Annotated in this window: 18 protein-coding genes and 1 riboswitch; of the genes, 13 read left to right on the top strand and 5 right to left on the bottom strand. The window is 66.9% G+C overall.

Annotated elements, in window-relative coordinates:
• The first annotated feature begins 125 nt into the window (after positions 1 to 125).
• Positions 126 to 1,985 (top strand): GAF domain-containing sensor histidine kinase, encoded by a 1,860-nt coding sequence (locus tag VF168_01560; protein ID HEX7002857.1) that lies wholly within the window; start codon positions 126 to 128, stop codon positions 1,983 to 1,985.
• A gap of 54 nt (positions 1,986 to 2,039) precedes the next feature.
• Complete coding sequence (locus VF168_01555; protein HEX7002856.1) at positions 2,040 to 2,489, top strand: PaaI family thioesterase; 450 nt, start codon at positions 2,040 to 2,042, stop codon at positions 2,487 to 2,489.
• 205 nt (positions 2,490 to 2,694) lie between these two features.
• On the opposite strand, the gene rpmE is transcribed toward VF168_01555, so the two are convergent.
• The gene (gene rpmE / locus VF168_01550) at positions 2,695 to 2,913 is read right to left on the bottom strand and encodes a 50S ribosomal protein L31 (protein HEX7002855.1); all 219 of its coding nucleotides are present in this window, start codon (positions 2,911 to 2,913) and stop codon (positions 2,695 to 2,697) included.
• Between the two features lie 174 nt (positions 2,914 to 3,087).
• Between rpmE and aroA the strand changes: the two genes are divergently transcribed.
• The 5 genes from aroA to VF168_01525 all read left to right on the top strand — a co-directional run bounded on the left by aroA (position 3,088) and on the right by VF168_01525 (position 7,995).
• Positions 3,088 to 4,389 carry a 3-phosphoshikimate 1-carboxyvinyltransferase gene (aroA, locus tag VF168_01545; GenBank protein HEX7002854.1) on the top strand — a complete coding sequence of 434 codons (1,302 nt, stop codon included), beginning with the start codon at positions 3,088 to 3,090 and terminating at the stop codon, positions 4,387 to 4,389.
• A complete protein-coding gene (gene cmk, locus VF168_01540; GenBank protein ID HEX7002853.1) occupies positions 4,389 to 5,060 on the top strand; it encodes a (d)CMP kinase in 672 nt (223 codons plus the stop codon). Before aroA ends, cmk begins: the two co-directional genes overlap by 1 nt.
• Complete coding sequence (locus tag VF168_01535) at positions 5,057 to 5,947, top strand: NAD(+)/NADH kinase (protein ID HEX7002852.1); 891 nt, start codon at positions 5,057 to 5,059, stop codon at positions 5,945 to 5,947. The genes cmk and VF168_01535 overlap by 4 nt, the downstream gene beginning before the upstream one ends.
• A gap of 80 nt (positions 5,948 to 6,027) precedes the next feature.
• The gene (locus VF168_01530) at positions 6,028 to 6,663 is read left to right on the top strand and encodes a methyltransferase domain-containing protein (GenBank protein HEX7002851.1); all 636 of its coding nucleotides are present in this window, start codon (positions 6,028 to 6,030) and stop codon (positions 6,661 to 6,663) included.
• Positions 6,664 to 6,762: 99 nt separating this feature from the next.
• Positions 6,763 to 7,995: a lipid-A-disaccharide synthase-related protein gene (locus VF168_01525; protein HEX7002850.1), complete on the top strand. Its 1,233-nt coding sequence runs from the start codon at positions 6,763 to 6,765 to the stop codon at positions 7,993 to 7,995.
• On the opposite strand, the gene zapE is transcribed toward VF168_01525, so the two are convergent.
• On the bottom strand, positions 7,992 to 9,044 hold the full coding sequence (gene zapE / locus VF168_01520) for a cell division protein ZapE (protein HEX7002849.1): 1,053 nt from the start codon (positions 9,042 to 9,044) through the stop codon (positions 7,992 to 7,994). The genes VF168_01525 and zapE overlap by 4 nt on opposite strands.
• A gap of 102 nt (positions 9,045 to 9,146) precedes the next feature.
• Positions 9,147 to 9,211: riboswitch (cobalamin riboswitch) on the top strand.
• Between the two features lie 140 nt (positions 9,212 to 9,351).
• Between zapE and VF168_01515 the strand changes: the two genes are divergently transcribed.
• The 6 genes from VF168_01515 to VF168_01490 all read left to right on the top strand — a co-directional run bounded on the left by VF168_01515 (position 9,352) and on the right by VF168_01490 (position 14,632).
• Positions 9,352 to 10,239: an ABC transporter substrate-binding protein gene (locus VF168_01515; protein ID HEX7002848.1), complete on the top strand. Its 888-nt coding sequence runs from the start codon at positions 9,352 to 9,354 to the stop codon at positions 10,237 to 10,239.
• A 7-nt stretch (positions 10,240 to 10,246) separates the two neighbouring features.
• Entirely contained in the window at positions 10,247 to 11,299 is a 1,053-nt protein-coding gene (locus tag VF168_01510; GenBank protein ID HEX7002847.1) for an iron ABC transporter permease, read from the top strand.
• Positions 11,296 to 12,084: an ABC transporter ATP-binding protein gene (locus VF168_01505; GenBank protein HEX7002846.1), complete on the top strand. Its 789-nt coding sequence runs from the start codon at positions 11,296 to 11,298 to the stop codon at positions 12,082 to 12,084. The genes VF168_01510 and VF168_01505 overlap by 4 nt, the downstream gene beginning before the upstream one ends.
• A 37-nt stretch (positions 12,085 to 12,121) precedes the next feature.
• Entirely contained in the window at positions 12,122 to 13,183 is a 1,062-nt protein-coding gene (locus tag VF168_01500) for a hypothetical protein (GenBank protein ID HEX7002845.1), read from the top strand.
• The gene (locus VF168_01495) at positions 13,183 to 13,719 is read left to right on the top strand and encodes a hypothetical protein (GenBank protein HEX7002844.1); all 537 of its coding nucleotides are present in this window, start codon (positions 13,183 to 13,185) and stop codon (positions 13,717 to 13,719) included. The genes VF168_01500 and VF168_01495 overlap by 1 nt, the downstream gene beginning before the upstream one ends.
• Positions 13,720 to 13,849: 130 nt before the next feature.
• Positions 13,850 to 14,632, top strand: coding sequence for a sulfite exporter TauE/SafE family protein (locus VF168_01490; GenBank protein HEX7002843.1), 783 nt, complete (start codon positions 13,850 to 13,852; stop codon positions 14,630 to 14,632).
• Between the two features lie 59 nt (positions 14,633 to 14,691).
• Here the strand turns inward: VF168_01490 and VF168_01485 are convergent, their stop codons facing one another.
• The 3 genes from VF168_01485 to VF168_01475 form a co-directional block, all read right to left on the bottom strand.
• The gene (locus VF168_01485) at positions 14,692 to 15,048 is read right to left on the bottom strand and encodes a DUF4342 domain-containing protein (protein ID HEX7002842.1); all 357 of its coding nucleotides are present in this window, start codon (positions 15,046 to 15,048) and stop codon (positions 14,692 to 14,694) included.
• 107 nt (positions 15,049 to 15,155) lie between these two features.
• The gene (locus VF168_01480) at positions 15,156 to 17,486 is read right to left on the bottom strand and encodes a serine hydrolase domain-containing protein (protein HEX7002841.1); all 2,331 of its coding nucleotides are present in this window, start codon (positions 17,484 to 17,486) and stop codon (positions 15,156 to 15,158) included.
• Between the two features lie 162 nt (positions 17,487 to 17,648).
• On the bottom strand, positions 17,649 to 18,179 hold the full coding sequence (locus VF168_01475; GenBank protein HEX7002840.1) for an NUDIX hydrolase: 531 nt from the start codon (positions 18,177 to 18,179) through the stop codon (positions 17,649 to 17,651).
• Positions 18,180 to 18,258: the final 79 nt, after the last annotated feature.

Raw genomic sequence — 18,258 nt, 5'->3', positions numbered from 1 at the left:
CGGCCGCTCGGTGAGTTCCTCCCCATGGGCCCATCGTCCACGCCAGACCCGGTTGTCTCGAAGGCAAACGGTTGGGGTGTCTCGAGGGCCCCCGGCGCCCAGCGGCTCGCTCCATAGAATGGGGCGTGTCGAGGAGCGTGCTCAACTTCCGCAGGACCTCGAGTCAGGAGGGCGAGTCTGCCGGCCGGTGGCGCCCCCTGGTCGTGAGCCTCTATCACAAGGTGAAGCTCGCGCGGCTCTGGTTGCCGCTCACGATCGTCGGCGTAGTGCTCGTCTACCAGCTGGCGGTCGTTCCGTTGGGTGGCGAGGCCTGGCAGTTCTGGTCCCAGTTGCTCTTCTATTCGATACTCGGGCCCATCGTCACGTTCGTGACCCTCAGCTGGATCGCCGGCGAGGTTCGCCTGCGCGAGGAGGCGCAGGAGGAGCTGTCGCGACTCTACGGCGAGTTGCAGGCAAGCCACGAGCTGCTGGGCGACATCCAGGGTGTGACCGAGAAGTTCGTGGCGGCTTCCGATCTGGAAACGGCACTGGAGACCGCCTCCCGCGGGATCACCGAGGTCTCCGGGGCCCAGGGGACGATCGTCGTCATGGGTGCGCCCGGCAACGAGCTCACCAGTTACTTCGGCCTGGATCCCACCCTCCGCGAGGAGGCCATCGAGCGCAGTCGGGCGCTCATGGAGGGCCGCAACCACGAGGAGCGGATCGTGGTGGACGGCCAGCGCATCTGGGTGCTCTCCTCGCGTCTGGTGTGGGCAGGACAACCGGCCGGGAGCGTCCACGCCTACTACCGGGAGCCGCCGGCCGGGCGGGAGCGGGAGAGCTTCATGATCCTCGCTTCCGAATTCTCCGCCGCTGCCGAAGCCGTCAGCTCACGCACCCGGGACCTGGTGACGCTCTTCGAGGTCGACCGGAGCATAAGGGCCGAAGGCAACCTGGAGAGACTCCTCGACACGTTGCTGGTCCACATGGTGGGACGAGTGGCCGCCGAGGCGGGGGGCGTGTACCTCACGGACGAGGAGGGCATGCTGCACCTCGGATCCGCTTACGGAAGCAGCCAGGAGATCCAGGTGCGAACCGTGAAGCCAGGTTCCGGCCTGACCGGCACCGTCGCCGTTACCCGCGAACCGCGGATAGTCGGCCGAGTCGAGGCCCCCGACCTTGCCGCCGGGAGCCCATTCCTGAGGATCGGTGGCTCGGCTGTCGCACTGCCGCTGCTCAGCGAGGACTCCCTCCTGGGAGTGATCGTTCTGGCGCACTCCCAACCGGCGAGGTTCGCGACCTCGGTGCTGCCCTTCCTGGGACTGCTTTCCGGCCAGGTGAGCCTCGCCGTGCGCAACGCCCGGGCCTACCTCCAGTCGGAGGAGCTCGCCATCGTCGAGGAGCGAGCCCGCATCGCCCGGGAGATCCATGATGGGGTCGCGCAGAGCCTGGCATTCTCGGCCCTGAAGCTAGACCTGGTCGAGCGTCTCCTCGACCGCGACCCTCACAAGGCGGCGGCCGAGGTGGCCGCCACGAAGGCGACCATCCGCGAGACCATCAAGGAGGTGAGGCGCTCCATCTTCGCCTTGCGGCCCGTGGAGTTGGAGCGTCACGGCTTCGCGGAGACGCTGCGCCGCTACGTCGCAGACTACGGCCAGCAGAACGAGATCCAGGTCGAACTGCGGCAGGAGGAGTCCCCGGTGCTCTCAACGAAGGCGGAAGGCGTCCTCTTCCGCATCTTCCAGGAAGCGATGAACAACGTGGCCAAGCACGCCAGGGCCAACAGAGTCATCGTGACGGTGGGCAGGGACGACCATCAGGGCTTCGTCAAGATCGAAGACGACGGCCGTGGCTTCGATCTCTCGGCGGTGAGCGACCGGGTCACCAGCGCAGGCGGCCTGGGACTGCGGCAGATGCGCGAGCGGGTAGAGTCGCGAGGCGGACAGTTCCGGGTCGAGAGCTCTCCCGGCCAGGGCACGACAGTCTATGCCAGCGTGCCAGAGTAACCGCGGCCGCGGAGGCAACCGACTTCCTACCCTCGCCGCTAACGGAGGAGACCGATGAACTTCTCGAACGATGTAGCCCGGTTGAGCGGCCTGGAACAGCTCGGACTGATGCTGCGAGAAGGGATCAGCCCTGGGATGGCCCTCACCCTCGGGATCGAGCTGGTGGCGGCGGAGGACGGATGGGTCGCTCTCGAGGCCGTGCCGGACACCTCTCACTACAATCCCAACGGCGTAGTGCACGGCGGGTTCGCTGCCACCATGCTCGACTTCGCCTGCGGCTACGTGACGCTATCGAAGCTCGAGGCCGGTTCCAGCTTCACCACCCTCGAGCTGAAGGTCTCCTACCACCGGCCCATGACGGCAGAAACGGGCAAGGTCAGGGCCGAGGGAAGGGTGGTGTCGATCGGCCGCAGGGCCGCGTTCGTCGAGTCCCGGCTAACCGACGAGCAGGGCAAACTGCTTGCATCGGCCAGCTCGAGCCTCCTGCTCGCGCGCCCAGGCTGATCGCGACTCAGTGGAACCCGCGTCAAGGGGACGTGCGACGGTTCGACCGTCAGCGCGCGTCGGACGGATGTGCAACGCCGCCGCTACCCACCCGATGGAGGTGACGCCAAGCACCCATCGCAGGTGCAACGGACCAGCGCCGCTGCGCCCCGAAGGGAAGCGCGCGGGCTTCCCTTCGCCCGCGCACCAGCTACTCAGTTACGGTCTACTTCTTGCTCTTGCGGTACGAGTCGCCGAAGCGCTTCTGGAACTTCTCGACCCGACCTTCTGTGTCGATGAACCGCTGCTGGCCGGTGAAGAACGGGTGGTTGCCCGACCAGACGTCGACGTTCATCTCCGGCTTGGTGCTGTAGGTCTCGAGCACGACTTCACCGTTGCAGTACACCTTGCAAGGCACCATCTTGGGGTGGATGTTCTTCTTCATAACCGATCCTCCTGCGCGGCGCCAACCCGCCTGACGGACGGCACACGGCTCGCGTAACCTGAGGATTGTAGCAGGTATCTGCCGCGTTCGTGGAGGCGCTGCCAACCTGCGCCGTCCGCCGTCCGGCTCGGCGGGAAGCCGGGAGCGTGTCGGGCGGTGGTATCCTGCCGCGGTATGCAGTCTGAGTCGGACCGCTTGGAAGTACCGCCCGCGACGAAGCCCTCCCTCGACATAGCCGTTCCCGGCTCCAAGAGCCTCACCAACCGCGCGATGGTCGTTGCTGCGCTGGCCAGGGGAAGCAGCCGTCTGCGTGGCGCCCTGGTCGCAGAGGACACGGCCGTTATGAAGAAGGGGCTGCGCGAACTCGGGTTCGAGATCGCAGACCAGGGTGAGACCGTAGTGATCGCTGGCCAGGGAGGCGGCATACCGAGCAGCGGGGTGGAACTCGACCTCCGCCTCTCCGGCACCTCCATCCGCTTCCTCACCGCCCTCACGGCGCTCGGCAGCGGCCGCTACAGGCTCGACGGCAACGCGCGCATGAGGGAGCGGCCGATCGGTGACCTGACCGAGGCGCTGAACGCCCTTGGAGCGAAGGCTACGACCGCGAGCGAGAACCTCTGCCCCCCGGTCATCGTCGAGGCCAGCGGCCTCACGGGTGGTCGTGTCACCGTCTCCGGCGAGCGGTCCTCGCAGTTCCTCTCTGCCCTCCTCATGGTCGCACCCTACGCGCGGGAGGAGGTGACGATCGAGGTTGCCGGCGAACTCCAGTCGAAACCGTTCATCGACCTGACCGTCGGCCTCATGGCCGACTTCGGCATCGAGATCGAACGCAGCGGTTACCGGCGTTTCACGGTTCCCCGTGGAGTCTACGAGGCCCGCGACTACCGGATAGAGGGGGACGCCACGGCGGCCGGTTACTTCTGGGCTGCTGCGGCCGTTACCGGCGGCCGCGTCAGGGTAACCAACATCGGCAGCAACGCCCGGCAGGGGGATAAGCGACTGGCCGCCATCCTCGAACGGATGGGGTGCAGGGTGAGCGTTGACGAGGAGTGGACGGAGGTGGAAGGCCCGGCGGGTGGCCGGCTCGCGGGCGGAGTGTTCGACCTCAACGACATCCCCGACCAGGCCCAGACGCTGGCGGTGGTCTCGCTCTTCGCGGCCTCCCCGGTAGAGATCACCAATGTCTGGAACCTGAGGATCAAGGAGACCGACAGGCTCGCGGCCCTGGCCAGCGAACTGCGCAAGTTCGGAGCGAGGGTGGAGGAGGGTGAAGACCGAATCACCGTCGACCCGCCGGAGCGCCCGGAAGCGGCGACGGTCGAGACCTACGGCGACCATCGGATGGCGATGGCGTTCGCCGTCGCCGGCCTGCGCGTGCCGGGAACGGTGATCATCGACCCAGGTTGCGTGGCCAAGACCTACCCGGGCTTCTTCGACGACTTCCTGACGCTCTCCGGTAAGGGCGTGAGATCTTGATGCCCTCCGAGGGCGCGCTCGGGAGGCTGGCCGTGCGTAGCGTGGTGACGATAGACGGTCCGGCCGCGTCCGGCAAGTCGTCGGTGGCCCGGCTCGTGGCCGAGCGGCTCGGCGTGCCGTTCGTCTCCAGCGGACTGCTCTACAGGGCGGCCACATATCTTGCGCTGGACGCCGGCTGCGAGATCGACGAGCCGGTGGCCGTGCTCGGCGAGATCCGCGGTCACCGGGTCGCTCTCGAACCGGATGTTGAAGGGAACCGGCTTTTCATCGATGATCGTGACATGACCGAGCGCCTGCACACCCACGAGGTGGACGCCACCGTCTCGACAGTGGCCACCCACCCCGAAGTGCGGGAGTGGGTCAACTCGAGGCTCCGCGAGATCCCGCCCCCTTTCGTCGTGGAGGGCCGCGACATGGGTACGGTGGTCTTCCCCGAGGCGGAGCACAAGTTCTACCTCACCGCCCCGGCCGCGGTGAGGGCGCGGCGGAGACTCGGCGAACGGAGCCAGGATCTGGACGCGGTGACGGCCGCGTTGCTGCGTCGCGATCAACTCGATGCCGGAAGGTTGGCGATGGCGATCGACGCGAACTCGATCGACACCGGCGGTCTATCCCTGCAAGAAGTGGTCGCGGAGGTGCTGAGCATGCTGCCTGGGGAGAAGAGCGGGTGACTCTCCCCAGCGAACGCTCGTTCGCCGTCCCGGCAGCATCGCTGGGGAAGGTAGTCATCACCAGCACCCACTACAAGCCCCGAGCGCAGGAGCTGGCCCGGCGACTGGCCGTGAGTGCCGAGAAGCCGGGCGTGGAGGTCGTCACGGACCTCGACGGTGTCGACCCGCTCCAACCCCTGGCCCGGGGTGCGGGTCTGGTGATCGCCGTCGGAGGGGACGGGACGCTGCTCGGGACCGCTCGGCGTCTCATTGGCTGTTCGGTTCCAGTCGTGGGGGTGAACCTGGGGAAGCTGGGGTTCCTGGCGGAACACCGCTTCGAGGACGTGCTCGCCTACCTCGAAGGTTCGCCTCCCGACGGTTGGCGCATAAGCCCCAAGATGATGCTGCAACTGACCCTCAATGGCGACGAAGGCGGAGCGCACTACGCGCTGAACGACGTGATCGTATCCCAGGGAGTGATGACCAGGCTCATCGACATAGGCATGGAGGTGAACGGTCATCACGCTACCGAGTACCGGGCAGACGGATTGGTCATCTCCTCACCGACCGGCTCGACCGCCTACTCCCTCTCGCTCGGCGGCCCGATACTGGGCCAGGGCCTGAGGGCGATCGCCGTCACGCCCATCGCGCCCCACTCCCTCACCAATCGACCGATCGTACTGGAGGGCGACTCCGAGGTGTCGTTCGAGGTGCTGAGCGAGATCGAGGAGTTGGCGCTCGTGGTCGATGGTCAGGAGCGCCTGGGTCTGGGCAAGGGCGACACCTTCTCGCTGCGCGCGGCACCTCACGACCTGCTGCTAGTCAGCCCCGGGCGGCTGAGCTACTTCGATGTGCTCAGGCACAAGCTCGGCTGGGGAGCGAAGCCGCGACTCGACGACGTGAGCTGACAGGGAAGGTCGTTCTGGAGCGTCGAGAACGTGCCTTGGCTTGCTGCCTGCCCTTTTCCGGGCTCCCCATGCTTGGGGGCATGACGAATCTCTACCCGGAGTTCTTTCGTCGTCTCGACGAGGGGCCCGACGAGCTCTTCTACGAGCGTCCTCGGCCCTCGTGCCACATCGACCAGGCGGCGTCCAGAAGGGCCTGCCGGCTCTACGACGAACTGCTCCCGGCCGGGGGAGAGGTGCTCGACCTGATGGCCGGCGAGACGTCGCACCTGCCCGACAAGTTCGGCCGGGTGGTGGCTCTGGGCCTCAACCTGGAAGAGTTGCGAGCCAACCCGCAGGTTGACGAACCGGTCATCTTCGACCTCAACCGCCAGGCTTCGCTTCCCTTCTGCGACGAGCAGTTCGACGGGGTGGTCTGCACGGCCAGCGTCCAGTACATGACCCGGCCGGGAGACACCTTCGCGGAGGTCGCGCGCTGCCTCAAACCGGGCGCCCCGTTCGTCGTCACCTTCTCCGTGCGCATGTTCCCGTCGAAGGCCGTTCTCGCCTGGCGCTCCTCCGACGATTCGGCCCACGTACGCCTGGTGGCCTCCTACTTCCACCGCGCGCCGGGGTTCGGCCCGCTCCAGAGGAGGAACCACGTGCCGTCGGAAGGGGATCCCCTCTACGCCCTCTGGGCGTCTAAGGAGAGGGAGCGTTCGCGCGAAGCCGAGGCGTAAGGGCACGACGCCGTGACGGCCGAAGTCGCCAGCCGTTCGCCGTAACTCGGGAGGAGTAGCTCTCTTCCGGCCGCAGCGCCCGGCGGTAGACTGGCCCAGGTGTACGACGAGACAGCCCCCCACGTACTCTTCATTTCCAACGGACACGGAGAAGATGAGGTCGGAGCGAGAGTAGGCGAGGTCGTAGTTCGGCTGCGTCCCGACCTGCGACTGGCCGCGTTGCCTGTGGTGGGGCTTGGACGGCCGTACGAACGTGTCGGGATCCCCCGGCTCGAGCCACGAAGGGAGTTGCCCTCGGGCGGTCTTCTCATGCACAGCCTGCCGCTCTTCCTCGCCGATCTACAGGCGGGTTTCCTGAGCCTCACGCTCGGCCAGTGGCAAAGGCTCCTGTTCTACCGCTGTGCGAGCGTGGTGACGGTCGGCGACGTGTACGCTCAGCTGCTCGGCAGTCTCACCAGGGCCCGCCACCGCTTCGTCGTACAGACCCTCGTGTCGGCCTACCACGCTCAGGGTCTGGCCTTCTCGACGCCCAACCGGATGTTCATGGAGCGCATCACCATCCCGGAGCAGCTGCTGATGTCGCGGGCCCGGGCGGTCTATGTCCGCGACGGCGCTACCGAAACCGCCCTGCACGACGCCGGGCTCAAGCACGCTCGCTTCCTCGGCAATCCGATCGCCGACAGGCTCGAGGGGCGGGTGCCGGCCTCCCTCGCGGGGCTCAAAGTGGTGGGTCTGCTGCCCGGCAGCCGCAGCTACCGACACGAGGCACTCGCGAAGATGATCGAAGGGATCGCGTTGCTGCGTGGCGAAGGGGTGGTAGGAGCCGTTGCCTGGATCGGCGGCGACCTCGAACCGCCGGTGGGCTGGGAGGCGGTTGCCGTAGCTCCGAACGAGGAGGGACTGGTTTCGGAACTGCGCAAGGCGGGAACGAGGGTGCTGGTATACCGGGCACGCTTCGCTGATGTCCTGAGGGCGGCCAGGGTGGTAGTCGGAACCTCGGGGACCGCCAACGAACAGGCTGTAGCGGTGGGGCGCCCGGTCGTGGCCTTCCCGGTCCCGCCCTACTACTCGTCCACCTTCCTTCAGAACCAGAAGCGGTTGTTGGGACCGGCGCTGTCGGTGGTAGGCGCTAGCGACGCCGAGATCGCGGGAGCCGTGCAGGGCTGGCTGGACGATCCCGCTACGGCCGAGAGGCTCGCAGGACAGGGCCGCGCTCGCATAGGCGGGCCGGGCGGCAGTGAAGCTATCGCCCGCGACGTCCTCAGAAGGCTCGAATCGTACGGAGCGATCCCAGAAATTCCCGAAGGCCTTTCGGCGGGAGGAACCGGCTAGTCGAATCCTTCGACCCGGTCCAGTTCCGCTTCGATCGAGCCCGGCTCGGCCAGCAGCTCGCCCAGGCGCGAGGCGCACCTTTCGAACTTACGCTGGTAGGCACTGTGTCGGTAACTCGGATGGAAGAGCTCGTCGAGCGAGATGCGCCCTGATGCCCTCAAGCCCACTTGCCGGTCGTAGAGCTGGTCTATGAAGTGAACGAAGCGCAGGGCGTCGTTGAGTCCGGAGATGGTACGAACGTCGGCGAGGAGCAGCAGGTCGAAACGCTCGAGGAGCCCGCGGTAGGCGATCGGGTGCAGTTCTGCCAGGACCCCAAGCAGTTCATCGAACTCGGCCAGTACGGTCCTGGGCGCTACCGCGTCCCGGCTGGCCTCGAGTTCCTGCTCCACCAGTCTCTCGAAGTTGGCAGGCTCCAGCAGAGGAGTCCGCTCTTCCCGCTGGCGGTAGTCGCTTCCCGAGATCTTGACGGTCGTGAACCTCTGGGCGATCCCCTGGATCTCTCTTCGGAAGTCGTCGGCGTTGAAGCGTCCCTCACCCTGAGCTTCGGCCGGGGTGTTCGAAGTAGTGATTACGGCGCCGCCACGAGCGAAGACCTGCTCCAGGAAACGCTTGACGATCAGGGTGTTGCCCGGGTCGTCCAGTTCGAACTCGTCGACGCAGACCAGCCCGACTCCCTCGAAACGCTCCCTGGCGGCCTCGAGGCCGAGCGCGCCTATCAGGTGGACCAGCTCCTGGAAGGTCAGGTACGCCTTCTCGACGTGGGCGGCGTGATAGGCGGCCGCCAGCAGGTGGGTTTTGCCCACGCCGTAGCCGCCGTCCAGGTAGATGCCCTCGCCCTGCGGCCGGGACTGCCACGGCCAGCGGCGGCGGCCAGCAGGCTTGAGCCGCGACACGAACTCCCGCACGAGGTCGAAGGCACGGCGCTGGCTGTCGTTCCCGGGTCGGTAGGTGTCGAAAGTAGCGAGCTCGAAACGAGGGGGTGGGACGGCTGGACCGTGCGGGGTCGAGCCAGGCGAAGGTAGGCTGCTCAATCTGGTGAGGCCCGGCACCGCGAAAGCGTATCACGGTGCCACTCCTCGCCCGGTGTCCGGTTGCGCCGGCTCGTTGACAAGCCCGCTTGGCGTTCGTAAGCTGGCCATGTCCAGGGTGTGGGGAAGCCGGTGAGAATCCGGCGCTGTCCCGCAACGGTATGCCCAACCGGGCAAGCCCGAATACCACCCCCAGGAACTGCACCCCTTGCGAGGACGAGGAAGGGCAGCCAACGTGAACGCCCTCGCGGCACATTGGCTTCCATCCTGGCCCCCACCGGTCGGATGGATCTTCTTTTTCCCGCAAGAGCCCGAGGAGGCTTTTGTGATGGAACCGTTCCGCCGCGTTATCGGCATCTCTCTCCTGCTTGCTCTCATCGGTTTGGCCGCCGCGGTCGCTTACCCGCTCACCGTGGTCGACGACCTGGGCCGAGAGGTGGTGCTCGACGAAGAGCCCCGCCGCATAGTGTCGATGATCCCCAGCAGCACCGAGACGGTATGCGCCCTTGGAGCCTGCGACCTGCTGGTAGGCGTCGACCAGTTCAGCAACCACCCTCAGGCAGTGGCCTCTCTGCCCAGGCTCGGAAGCGCCTTCTCGCCCAACATCGAGGCGCTGGTCGCGCTCGAGCCCGACCTGGTGCTCGCCGACGAGTACAGCGGCATCGCGGGCATGCTAGAGGAGCTCGGCATCACCGTCTACGCGGGCACCCCCCAGACTCTGGAGGAGACGTTCGAGAGCTTCGAGACCCTCGGCAGGCTTCTCGACCGGGAGACCGAGGCTGCCCTTCTGAGGGGCCGGCTGCTGGGCGAGATAGAAGAGGTGCAGCGGAGGGTGTCGGAATTGCCTTCCCCAAGCGTCTACTTCGAGGTGGACGCCACCCCGTACAGCGTGGGCCCCGGCTCCTACGTCGACGAGCTCATCGCGCTAGCCGGAGGGGAGAACATCATCGGCGAGGGTTTCGCCCAGTTCCCTCAGGTCGATCCCGAATACATCGTCGCCCAGGACCCCGACGTGATCGTGCTCGCCGACGCCCCGTTCGGCGTGACCTCGGGATCGCTAGCGGCACGCCCCGGTTGGTCCTCGATCGATGCCGTGCGAGACGGGCGAGTGATGGAGTTGACGAGCGAGCAGGTGGACGCCGTGAGCAGGGCCGGCCCCAGGGTCGCGGAAGCCGTCCGCCTGTTGGCGGCGTTCTTCCACCCTGACGTCCTGTGAGGGTCGGATGGCGTTGATGCAAGAGACCCTGGCGGCAGCAACGGTGAACCGGGCAGGCGTCCGCTGGACCCCGCTCGCCCTGGGATCGCTGCTGCTGGCCGCCGTGATGCTCGTTGCCGTCGCGATAGGCACTGTTCCGCTTGGTCCCGCGGAACTGCTCCGCGGCGTTTGGCACGGGTTGATAGGGGAGGTGACGAGCACAGCCGACGTGATCGTCTGGCAGATCCGGTTGCCCCGGGTCCTGCTCGCGGCGCTGGTCGGCGGTGCCCTGGCGCTGGCCGGGGTGGCCTACCAGGGCATCTTCCGGAACCCGCTGGCCGACCCCTACCTCTTGGGAGTCGCCAGCGGCGCGTCGCTGGGCGCGGCGGTCGCGATCACCCTGGGGGTGTCGCTGACCTGGGTCGGCCGCTTCGGAGTGCCCGGCCTGAGCTTCGCCTTCGCCCTGCTGGCGGTGCTGGTAGTGCTGCTCATGGCGAGGCGCGGGAACCGCATCCCGGTCCTCTCCCTGATCCTCGCCGGCGTCGTGGTGGGCTCCACCTTCACCGCCGCCACCTCGTTCCTGATGCTGCTCACGCCGGAGCGAACCGCCGGCGTCCTCGCCTGGCTGCTGGGCAGCTTCTCCACAGCGGGTTGGAGCGCCATCGTCACCATCTTCCCTTTCCTGCTGCTCGCCGCGCTATGCACCCTGCTGGCCGGACGCACGCTCAACCTGCTGCAGCTGGGTGACGAACAGGCGGCGCAACTGGGTGTACCGGTGGAAGCGGCCAAGCTGCTGCTCATCGCTGTCGCCACCCTGGCAACGGCAGCCGCCGTCAGCGTCTCCGGGATCATCGGCTTCGTGGGCCTGCTGGCGCCGCACGCGGTGAGGCTCGCCCTGGGGCCCGACCACCGCACCCTCACTCCGCTCGCGATGCTGCTGGGCGCGCTCGTGACCGTGCTGGCCGATCTCCTGGCGCGAACCGTCATCGCTCCCGCCGAGATACCGATCGGGGTCGTGACCGCACTCGTCGGCGGGCCCTTCTTCCTTTGGCTGCTGAGGAAGCAGAGGAACCTCCTGTGAGCCTGCTGGCCAGGGAGATATCGCTCGGTTACGAGAAGAAGCAGGTGCTCGAGGAGGTCACCGTCGAACTCCATCCAGGGGAGGTCGTGGCGGTGGTGGGTCCCAACGGCGCCGGCAAGTCGACGCTCCTGCGCGCCCTCTCGGGCGTCGAGCGCCCATGGAGAGGGGAAGTGCTGTTGGACGGCAAGGCCCTGCGGCGCCTGAGCAGGCACCAGGTGGCCAGGAAGATCGCCGTGGCGCAGCAGGGCGGCGAGCTCCCGGAAGCCTTCCGGACGATCGAGATAGTTGCCATGGGACGCTCGCCCCACCTTCGGCCCTTGGCGCGGGAGAGCGATGCCGACCGCGCGATCATCGAGCGGTCTATGAGGCGGACCGGCGTGTGGGAGCTGCGTGAGCGCCGGGTATGGGAGCTGTCGGGAGGAGAGCGCCAGCGGGTCGTGCTCGCCCGGGCGCTCGCCCAGGAGCCGACCTACCTCCTCCTCGACGAGCCCACCACGCACCTCGATCTGCGTTACCAGGTGGAGATCGTGCAACACGTGCGCGATCAGGCGAAGGCAGGCGTGGGGGCGCTCGTAGTCCTGCACGACCTCAACCTCGCGGCTCGCGGTTGCGACCGGCTGGTGATGCTGGCCCGGGGCAAGGTGGTCGCTCACGGCCCGCCCGCCCAGGTGCTCGATGCCGAACTGCTTCGACACGTGTACGGGGCGGCAGTCGAACTGGTGGGGGAGGGCGTTCCGGCGCTCATTCCGAAGTTCGAGCCGGGGTCGCATGAACGGGATAGTTGACCCTCGTGGGAGTTCGGTTCCGCAGTATGCTTCCGTCGTGGCACCGCGGAAGTCGAGGGAGGTCGAACCGGTCCGCGACCTCTGGTCGCTCGGGGTATTGCCGATCCTGCTCGCAGGTGGCGTGCTCGGTCTGCTCGGCATCTACTGGGACATCGCCTGGCACGTCGACATCGGTCGGGATACCTTCTTCACCCTGCCCCACAACCTCGTCTACTCGAGCATCCTCACCGTGTTGCTGGTTGCACTCCTTGGGCTCTGGTTCGACCGTCGCGACACCCGCTTCCACCTGCCTCTAGGCCGCTTCCGGCTTCACCCGGGAGTGCTGATGATCGTCGTGGCGGCAGCACTGGAACTCGCTTTCGCGCCTCTGGACGATCTGTGGCACAGGCTCTTCGGCTCGGACGTCTCGCTCTGGGCGCCGATGCACCTCGTGGGCCTGCTCGCCATGGGCGTGGCCAATTTCGGCGGCCTGGTGAGCGCCTGGATCGAACGCGATCTGAGCGGGGACCCGGGGCGCGGGCGGCTGTTCACCCTCATCTGTGGGGCGTACTGCGCGCTTCTTCTCGGCTGGTCGATCCTACTTACGGCCGAGTACGAGTACTCCGTGATCCAGTTCCCTGTCGTTCTCCATCCCCTGTTGCTGGCGGCGCTTCCCGCCTTCGCCCTGGTCCTTGCCGTGAGGCTGGACCTGGGGCGCTTCGCGGCCACCTCGACGGCTCTAGCTTTCACCTGCCTGCGCTTCCTCCTCAGTGGGATGCTGATGCTGACCGCTTCGCTCGAACTCGCCGGTTACTCGCGGCCCATGATCCCGCTGCTGCTCCTGAGCGCCCTGGCGGTCGACCTGTTGGCACGGCGAGGGGCGCCGGAGTGGCTGCTGGGTGTGGCCTCGGCAGCGATCTGCATGCCGGTGAACTGGGCTCTGCTCGCGGTGGGGGAGGGGATGGTGTGGGATGCTGATCGTGTCGCCCTCGCTGTGGTGCCGGCACTCCTGCTCTCCGCTCTCCTGGCGCAGCTCGCCGGCTGGGTGGCTCGCGCGCTGCGTGGGGAACTGGAGCCGGATGTACGAGCCAGAAAGTCGGTCGCCCCGAGAGGGGCGTGATGATGCGCGTTCTCACGATGGTCGTTCTGGCGCTCGTGATCGCTTTCCCGACGCTCGCCCAGAACCGGGCCCAGGACTCCCGCTCGGCCCAGGTGACGCTCGAGCGGCACGACGATGATCGAGGCGTCCTCGAGATCGAGCTGCTGCCCGAGGGCTCGTGGCGGCGGGACGTCTTCGTTTCGCTATACCGGGGGGAGTTCCGTGAGCGCAAGGGCATCAGGCCGCAAACCGACGGGAGCTACCGGTCCCAGGTGACGATCCCCGAGGGGGGTGAGTGGGGAGTCTACCTGCGCTACGGGGTGGCCCAGGCGGGTTACGCCGGCTACGGGCGTCTCGCGGTACCCCCGCCGGGAGAGTCGTCCAGCACCATCGTGAGGCTGGCCAGCGGCTTCGCCGGGGAGGTACCGCCGTACGTTCAGCCGCTCGGCTTCGCGGTATTCGGCGCGATCGCGCTGGCGACCCTTTTCGGCCTGCGGGCCCTGTTGCAGCGGGTAAGGCGCAGCCAGCAGTCGGGAGATGCCCTCAGCGGTGACTGATGCCCTCCGGCCCGGCAAAGTACCGGCGGCTCGCAGCCGGGCAGCCCACCGAGCGGCGGAGCGGCTCGCCGGTCTGCTGCGACACTAGCCGTTCCCGAGGGAAGCAGCCGGGGCGTGTTATACCTCGCGAATGTTCTTCGGACTCGCCCCCGACGCCTTCGTCCTGGTCGTGCTGGCGACGCTGCTGGTGGGCGTCGCCAAGGCCGGCTTCGGAGGAGGAGTAGGCGTCGTCGCGACACCGCTGGTGGCGCTGGCGATGCCGGTGCCGGAGGCGGCCGCTCTGATGCTTCCGATCCTCATCGGCACCGACGTGTTCACCGTGGGCCAGTATCGCCGCAACCTCAGCCTTCCAGACCTCAGGCTGCTTCTGCCCGCCGCGGTCGTTGGAGTGATCGCCGGCGCGCTGGCCTTCGACCTGTTCACCGAACACGAGCGGGCACTGGAGATCGCGGTTGGGATCCTGGCGCTCTCCTTCGTGGGCTGGCGGCTCGTGGCGCCACGACTCCTCGAGCGCCTGCACGAAGTAGCGGCGCCGTCGCCAGCGTGGGGAGGGTTGCTGGGCGCTATCGCAGGGTTCGGCTCGACGCTGGCTCACGCCGGTGGACCGCCGCTCACCGTCTACCTGCTCCCACGGGGGCTGGACCGGCGCCAGTTCGTTGGCACCATCGCCTGGTTCTTCTTCATCCTCAATCTGGTCAAACTCATCCCCTACGGCTGGCTGGGACTGCTCTCCGTGCGGCGACTCTCGCTGGCGCTGGCCCTGCTGCCCGTCGCCTGGTTGGGAGCCTGGCTGGGAGTGCGCCTGCTGGGCGCCCTCGACGAGCGACTCTTCACCCGGTTGGTGACGGTACTCCTGGCCATCACGGGGCTGCAGCTGCTGATCGGGGCCGACCTCAGCGCCTTCGCCGGTTAGTCAGGTGCCCTGAGCGTGAAGCACGGACTCGGTGTCCCCGCGGCACGCCATCCGGGCGGCTAGCTTCGTTCGGAGGGCGGGACCGGTGCGGAGCCGGCGCCGTTCTGGGAATCTACCTGCCGTTCGACCGTGATGCTCAGATTCGAGACCAGCGCCGCGATCACCGCGAGCGCGGCCCACACGTGCAGCAGGACTGCGCCCGCGACGCCGATGAGGAGCGGGAACTCCAGCAGCACTTTTCCCTTCTCGTTCTTGATGATGATCCGGCGAACGTTGCCCTCGCGGATCAGTTCCTTCACCTTGGCCACTACCCGGTCGCTGGTTACCTTGAACTCCTCCTGGAAGGTTTCCTTCCGGGCGTCCTGAGTAGACTCCTGACCGTTCGTCTGTGCGTTCTCGCGCTCGGTGTCATCCATGACGCGAGCATATTCCCGGCCGATGAGCCGGTCCTCATCCTTTGGTAGGAGTGGGCGCCAGCGGGTATCCTCGTTCGACCCGGCGGCGTCTCTGAGCAGTTGCTCGATCAGGGCGAAGTCGAATCGCCTGTCCCCAGTACCCGCTCGAACGTGTACTCGATCGCGCCGGAGCCCAGCACGACCGTCTGTTCGCCCGCTTCACCGGTCTCGAGAGCGATCGGCAGGCCGACGATCGGGGCCCCGTAGGTGATGTACGTGTCGAACTCGCCCTCACGATCGAAGGCGGGGCGTATCTCGCTGCGGAATGAACCGGCGTCGAGGAAGAGCTGCGTTCCCACCATCTCGAGGCTGATCTCGCCCAGCGCCTCGTTCTCGTACCTGCCCAGGAACGGTGAGACCTCGTCCGGTTCGACCGCATCCTGAACCTGCTCGCGCGCTTCGGCGAGCGCGGTTTCGCTCTGCGTGACGAGGAACTCGACCTGGGCGTCGACCTCCGACGGTTGCTCGTAGACGAGCTCGTAGAGACGGGTCGAAACCGCGGTGTTGAACGCGTTGGTGGCCTGAGCGTTGGTGAGCACCACGATGCCGGTGTCGGCAGCCGGGATGAACGACAACTGGGAGGTGAAACCGAGCGTGTTGCCCCCGTGGTAGATGTGCTCGAGCCCCTTGTACTCGCCCACGAACCAGCCCAGGCCGTAGCTCTCGGTCGCCGAGAGCGGCACTTGCGGCTCCCACGTCTCCAGCAGGTTCTCTCTCGACACCACCCGGTCACCGTCGGGTGCCACTCCGGTGTCGAGCTGGGTGATCAGATAGCGGGCCATGTCTTCCGCAGTCGACCAGTGTGCTCCGGCTGGTGCGACCGGCAGGAGCAGCTTCTCGAACGCGAGGCTCACCGGCTCGTAGACGCCCGTTTCCAGATTCTGCTGGTGGGGGAGAGCGAACTCGCTTCGCGAGGTGACCTCTTCGAACGAAAGCGTCGTTCTATCCATGGCGATGGGCGTGAGGACGCGCTCGTCGAGGACGCGGATGTAGCCTTCGAGCAGGTCGCCGAACTCGGCGCCGGCAGCCGCGGCGGCGGCGTAACCCGCGGTAGCGACAAGCTGATTGCTGTACTGGAACGCCTCGCCGAAGGCCGTGAAGAACTCGAAGGTCGCGAGTGACTCGACGATGTCCTCGGCCGACAACTCCTCGGCGTTGAAGAAGAGCTCGAGGTCCCGGCGGGGAACGCCGGTGCAGGCGCAGAGCAGATTGCGGATCGTTATCTCCTGGGTCAGCTGGGCATCGGCGACCTCGAACTCCGGCAGTACCTCGACCACCGGCGTATCCCAGTCGACGATGCCGTCGTCGACCATCGTGGCGATGGCCATCGAGGTCATCGTCTTGCCTACCGAACCGATCATCATGTGGGTGTCCGGGGTCACCGGTTCGCTGCCGCCCGCTTCGCGGGTGCCGAAGCCGTTGCTGTAGACCACTTCACCACCCTGCACCACGGCAACGGCTGCTCCGGGGATCCCGAACGCCGCCATCGTCTCCTCGATGAACACCTCGAGTTCGTCGGCGATCGCATCGACTTCGAGGGGTTGGGCGCCACCCAGGTCGACCTGTTCGACGCCGGTGATCTCGAACCCGCTTGCCACTATCTGGAGCTGGGCCCCGCGACGCTGGACGGCCGCGAGCTCCGCGTCGAAGAGCATCACGTAGGCCGTACCGTCTCGCAGCTGGGCTATCGCCTGGTAGATCTGTTCGTCGTCACCGGCGTCGTAGTTGGCGAGCACCGTCTCCTCCACACCGGGTTCCGACGGTGGCTGCAGGATCTCCTGCGGTTCGAGATCGAAGCTCGGATCTGCGACCGACCAGGCTTCCCGGATGGCTGCTTCGAGGTCATCGGTATCGGTGACGTACACGTAGATGCGGATGCCTTCTTCAGGACTGGCGACCTCGACGAAACCGTCCCTCCGTGCTGTAGTCCAGCCGGTGGGCACCGGAAAGGTGAAGCGTCCACGAGGATCGGTGTATTCGGACGCTTCCGCGGGACCGGCGAGGGGCGCGCTGGTTCGGGCACGCTCGAGAACGAACGGGAACTCCTGACCGGATTGGATGAATATGCCGGTCAACTCGCCTTCCGCCAGCGTGGCCTGGAAGGTCGGTTCGCCGGGAACCCCGGATATCCGGAAGGACACGACGTCGCCCTGCACGTTGATCTCGTCCAGCGCCAGATCTTCAGCGCCCTGCGCCGGGATGTCGATGCTGCCGCGCCACTCCTCGCCCGCCTGCTCCAACGTGACGATCACTTCCAGAGGCATGCCGGGCAGCTCGATGTTCCCGTGCCACTCACCGGCTACCTGACCCGGGACGGTCTCGGTGTCGGGTTGTTGTGCGGCTGCGAATGCGAGGAACAGGGCAGAGGAGATTAGCAGAAGAATTCGTGCTGGTTTCACTTGGCTTCCTTCCAGGGGGATAGGTCGGGCGGCGGCGTTGCCGCAACTCGTGTCGCGCACCATATAACCTGCCCTCCGGATTACTCGATCGCAGGGAACATCATCTGTAGGCGGGCTGTCAGTGCGGACGCGGCGCGTTCAGGGAGGGACCAGGCGTCTCGTTCAGACAGCCTCTTCGTGCGGCACGGTTTGCCTGCGCCACATATCGATCGCTACGTCGACCAACTTCACCCGTTCGAGCCCGGGCACCTCGTCCAAAGGGAACCAGCGAGCCTCGTCGGTGGTGCCGTTCGCTTCGTTGGCAAGCTCGCCGCTGTCTATCCGTGCCTCGTAGATCACGCGGAAGGAGTGATGGCCGCGGCTCCGCATGCGCTTCCCAGCCGGGTAGAAAGCGTTGTCGACGCCCAGCAGACGCTCCAGGCACACGTGATAGCCGGTTTCCTCGAGGATCTCCCGGCGGGCAGCGGTGGCCGGGTCCTCGCCGAACTCGAGCCCTCCGCCCGGTAATGTCCAGTTGGTCGTGCCATAGGCGTTCCAGTGCGCCAGCAGGATCTGCCCGCTGCGCACGATGACGCCGTAGGCGGCTACACGGGTATCGAAGGCCGTGGGCACGCCACGCAGGGTATCAGAACGTTCCTCGTTGGTAGGCGCGAGCAAGCCCTGAGGTCTCTCCCACTGCACGCTCTCGAACACTAAGATCGCCTCCAGATCGGCCGCTGCCGGGAAGCCCTGAGCGTGGAGCTTATTGCGGGCAGTAGGAGACCGGGCCCTC

Source organism: Trueperaceae bacterium (genome assembly GCA_036381595.1).
In the GTDB taxonomy this organism is placed as follows: Bacteria; Deinococcota; Deinococci; order Deinococcales; family Trueperaceae; genus DASVCN01.
This window is presented reverse-complemented; position numbering and strand designations above follow the sequence as displayed.

What these genes read in the sequence shown, in the direction of transcription:
- VF168_01555 (HEX7002856.1), top strand. Translation starts at nt 2,040, where the DNA reads ATGAACTTCTCGAACGATGTAGCCCGGTTGAGCGGCCTGGAACAGCTC.
- rpmE (HEX7002855.1), bottom strand. Translation starts at nt 2,913, where the DNA reads ATGAAGAAGAACATCCACCCCAAGATGGTGCCTTGCAAGGTGTACTGC.
- aroA (HEX7002854.1), top strand. Translation starts at nt 3,088, where the DNA reads ATGCAGTCTGAGTCGGACCGCTTGGAAGTACCGCCCGCGACGAAGCCC.
- cmk (HEX7002853.1), top strand. Translation starts at nt 4,389, where the DNA reads ATGCCCTCCGAGGGCGCGCTCGGGAGGCTGGCCGTGCGTAGCGTGGTG.
- VF168_01530 (HEX7002851.1), top strand. Translation starts at nt 6,028, where the DNA reads ATGACGAATCTCTACCCGGAGTTCTTTCGTCGTCTCGACGAGGGGCCC.
- VF168_01515 (HEX7002848.1), top strand. Translation starts at nt 9,352, where the DNA reads ATGGAACCGTTCCGCCGCGTTATCGGCATCTCTCTCCTGCTTGCTCTC.
- VF168_01510 (HEX7002847.1), top strand. Translation starts at nt 10,247, where the DNA reads ATGGCGTTGATGCAAGAGACCCTGGCGGCAGCAACGGTGAACCGGGCA.
- VF168_01495 (HEX7002844.1), top strand. Translation starts at nt 13,183, where the DNA reads ATGATGCGCGTTCTCACGATGGTCGTTCTGGCGCTCGTGATCGCTTTC.
- VF168_01490 (HEX7002843.1), top strand. Translation starts at nt 13,850, where the DNA reads ATGTTCTTCGGACTCGCCCCCGACGCCTTCGTCCTGGTCGTGCTGGCG.
- VF168_01485 (HEX7002842.1), bottom strand. Translation starts at nt 15,048, where the DNA reads ATGGATGACACCGAGCGCGAGAACGCACAGACGAACGGTCAGGAGTCT.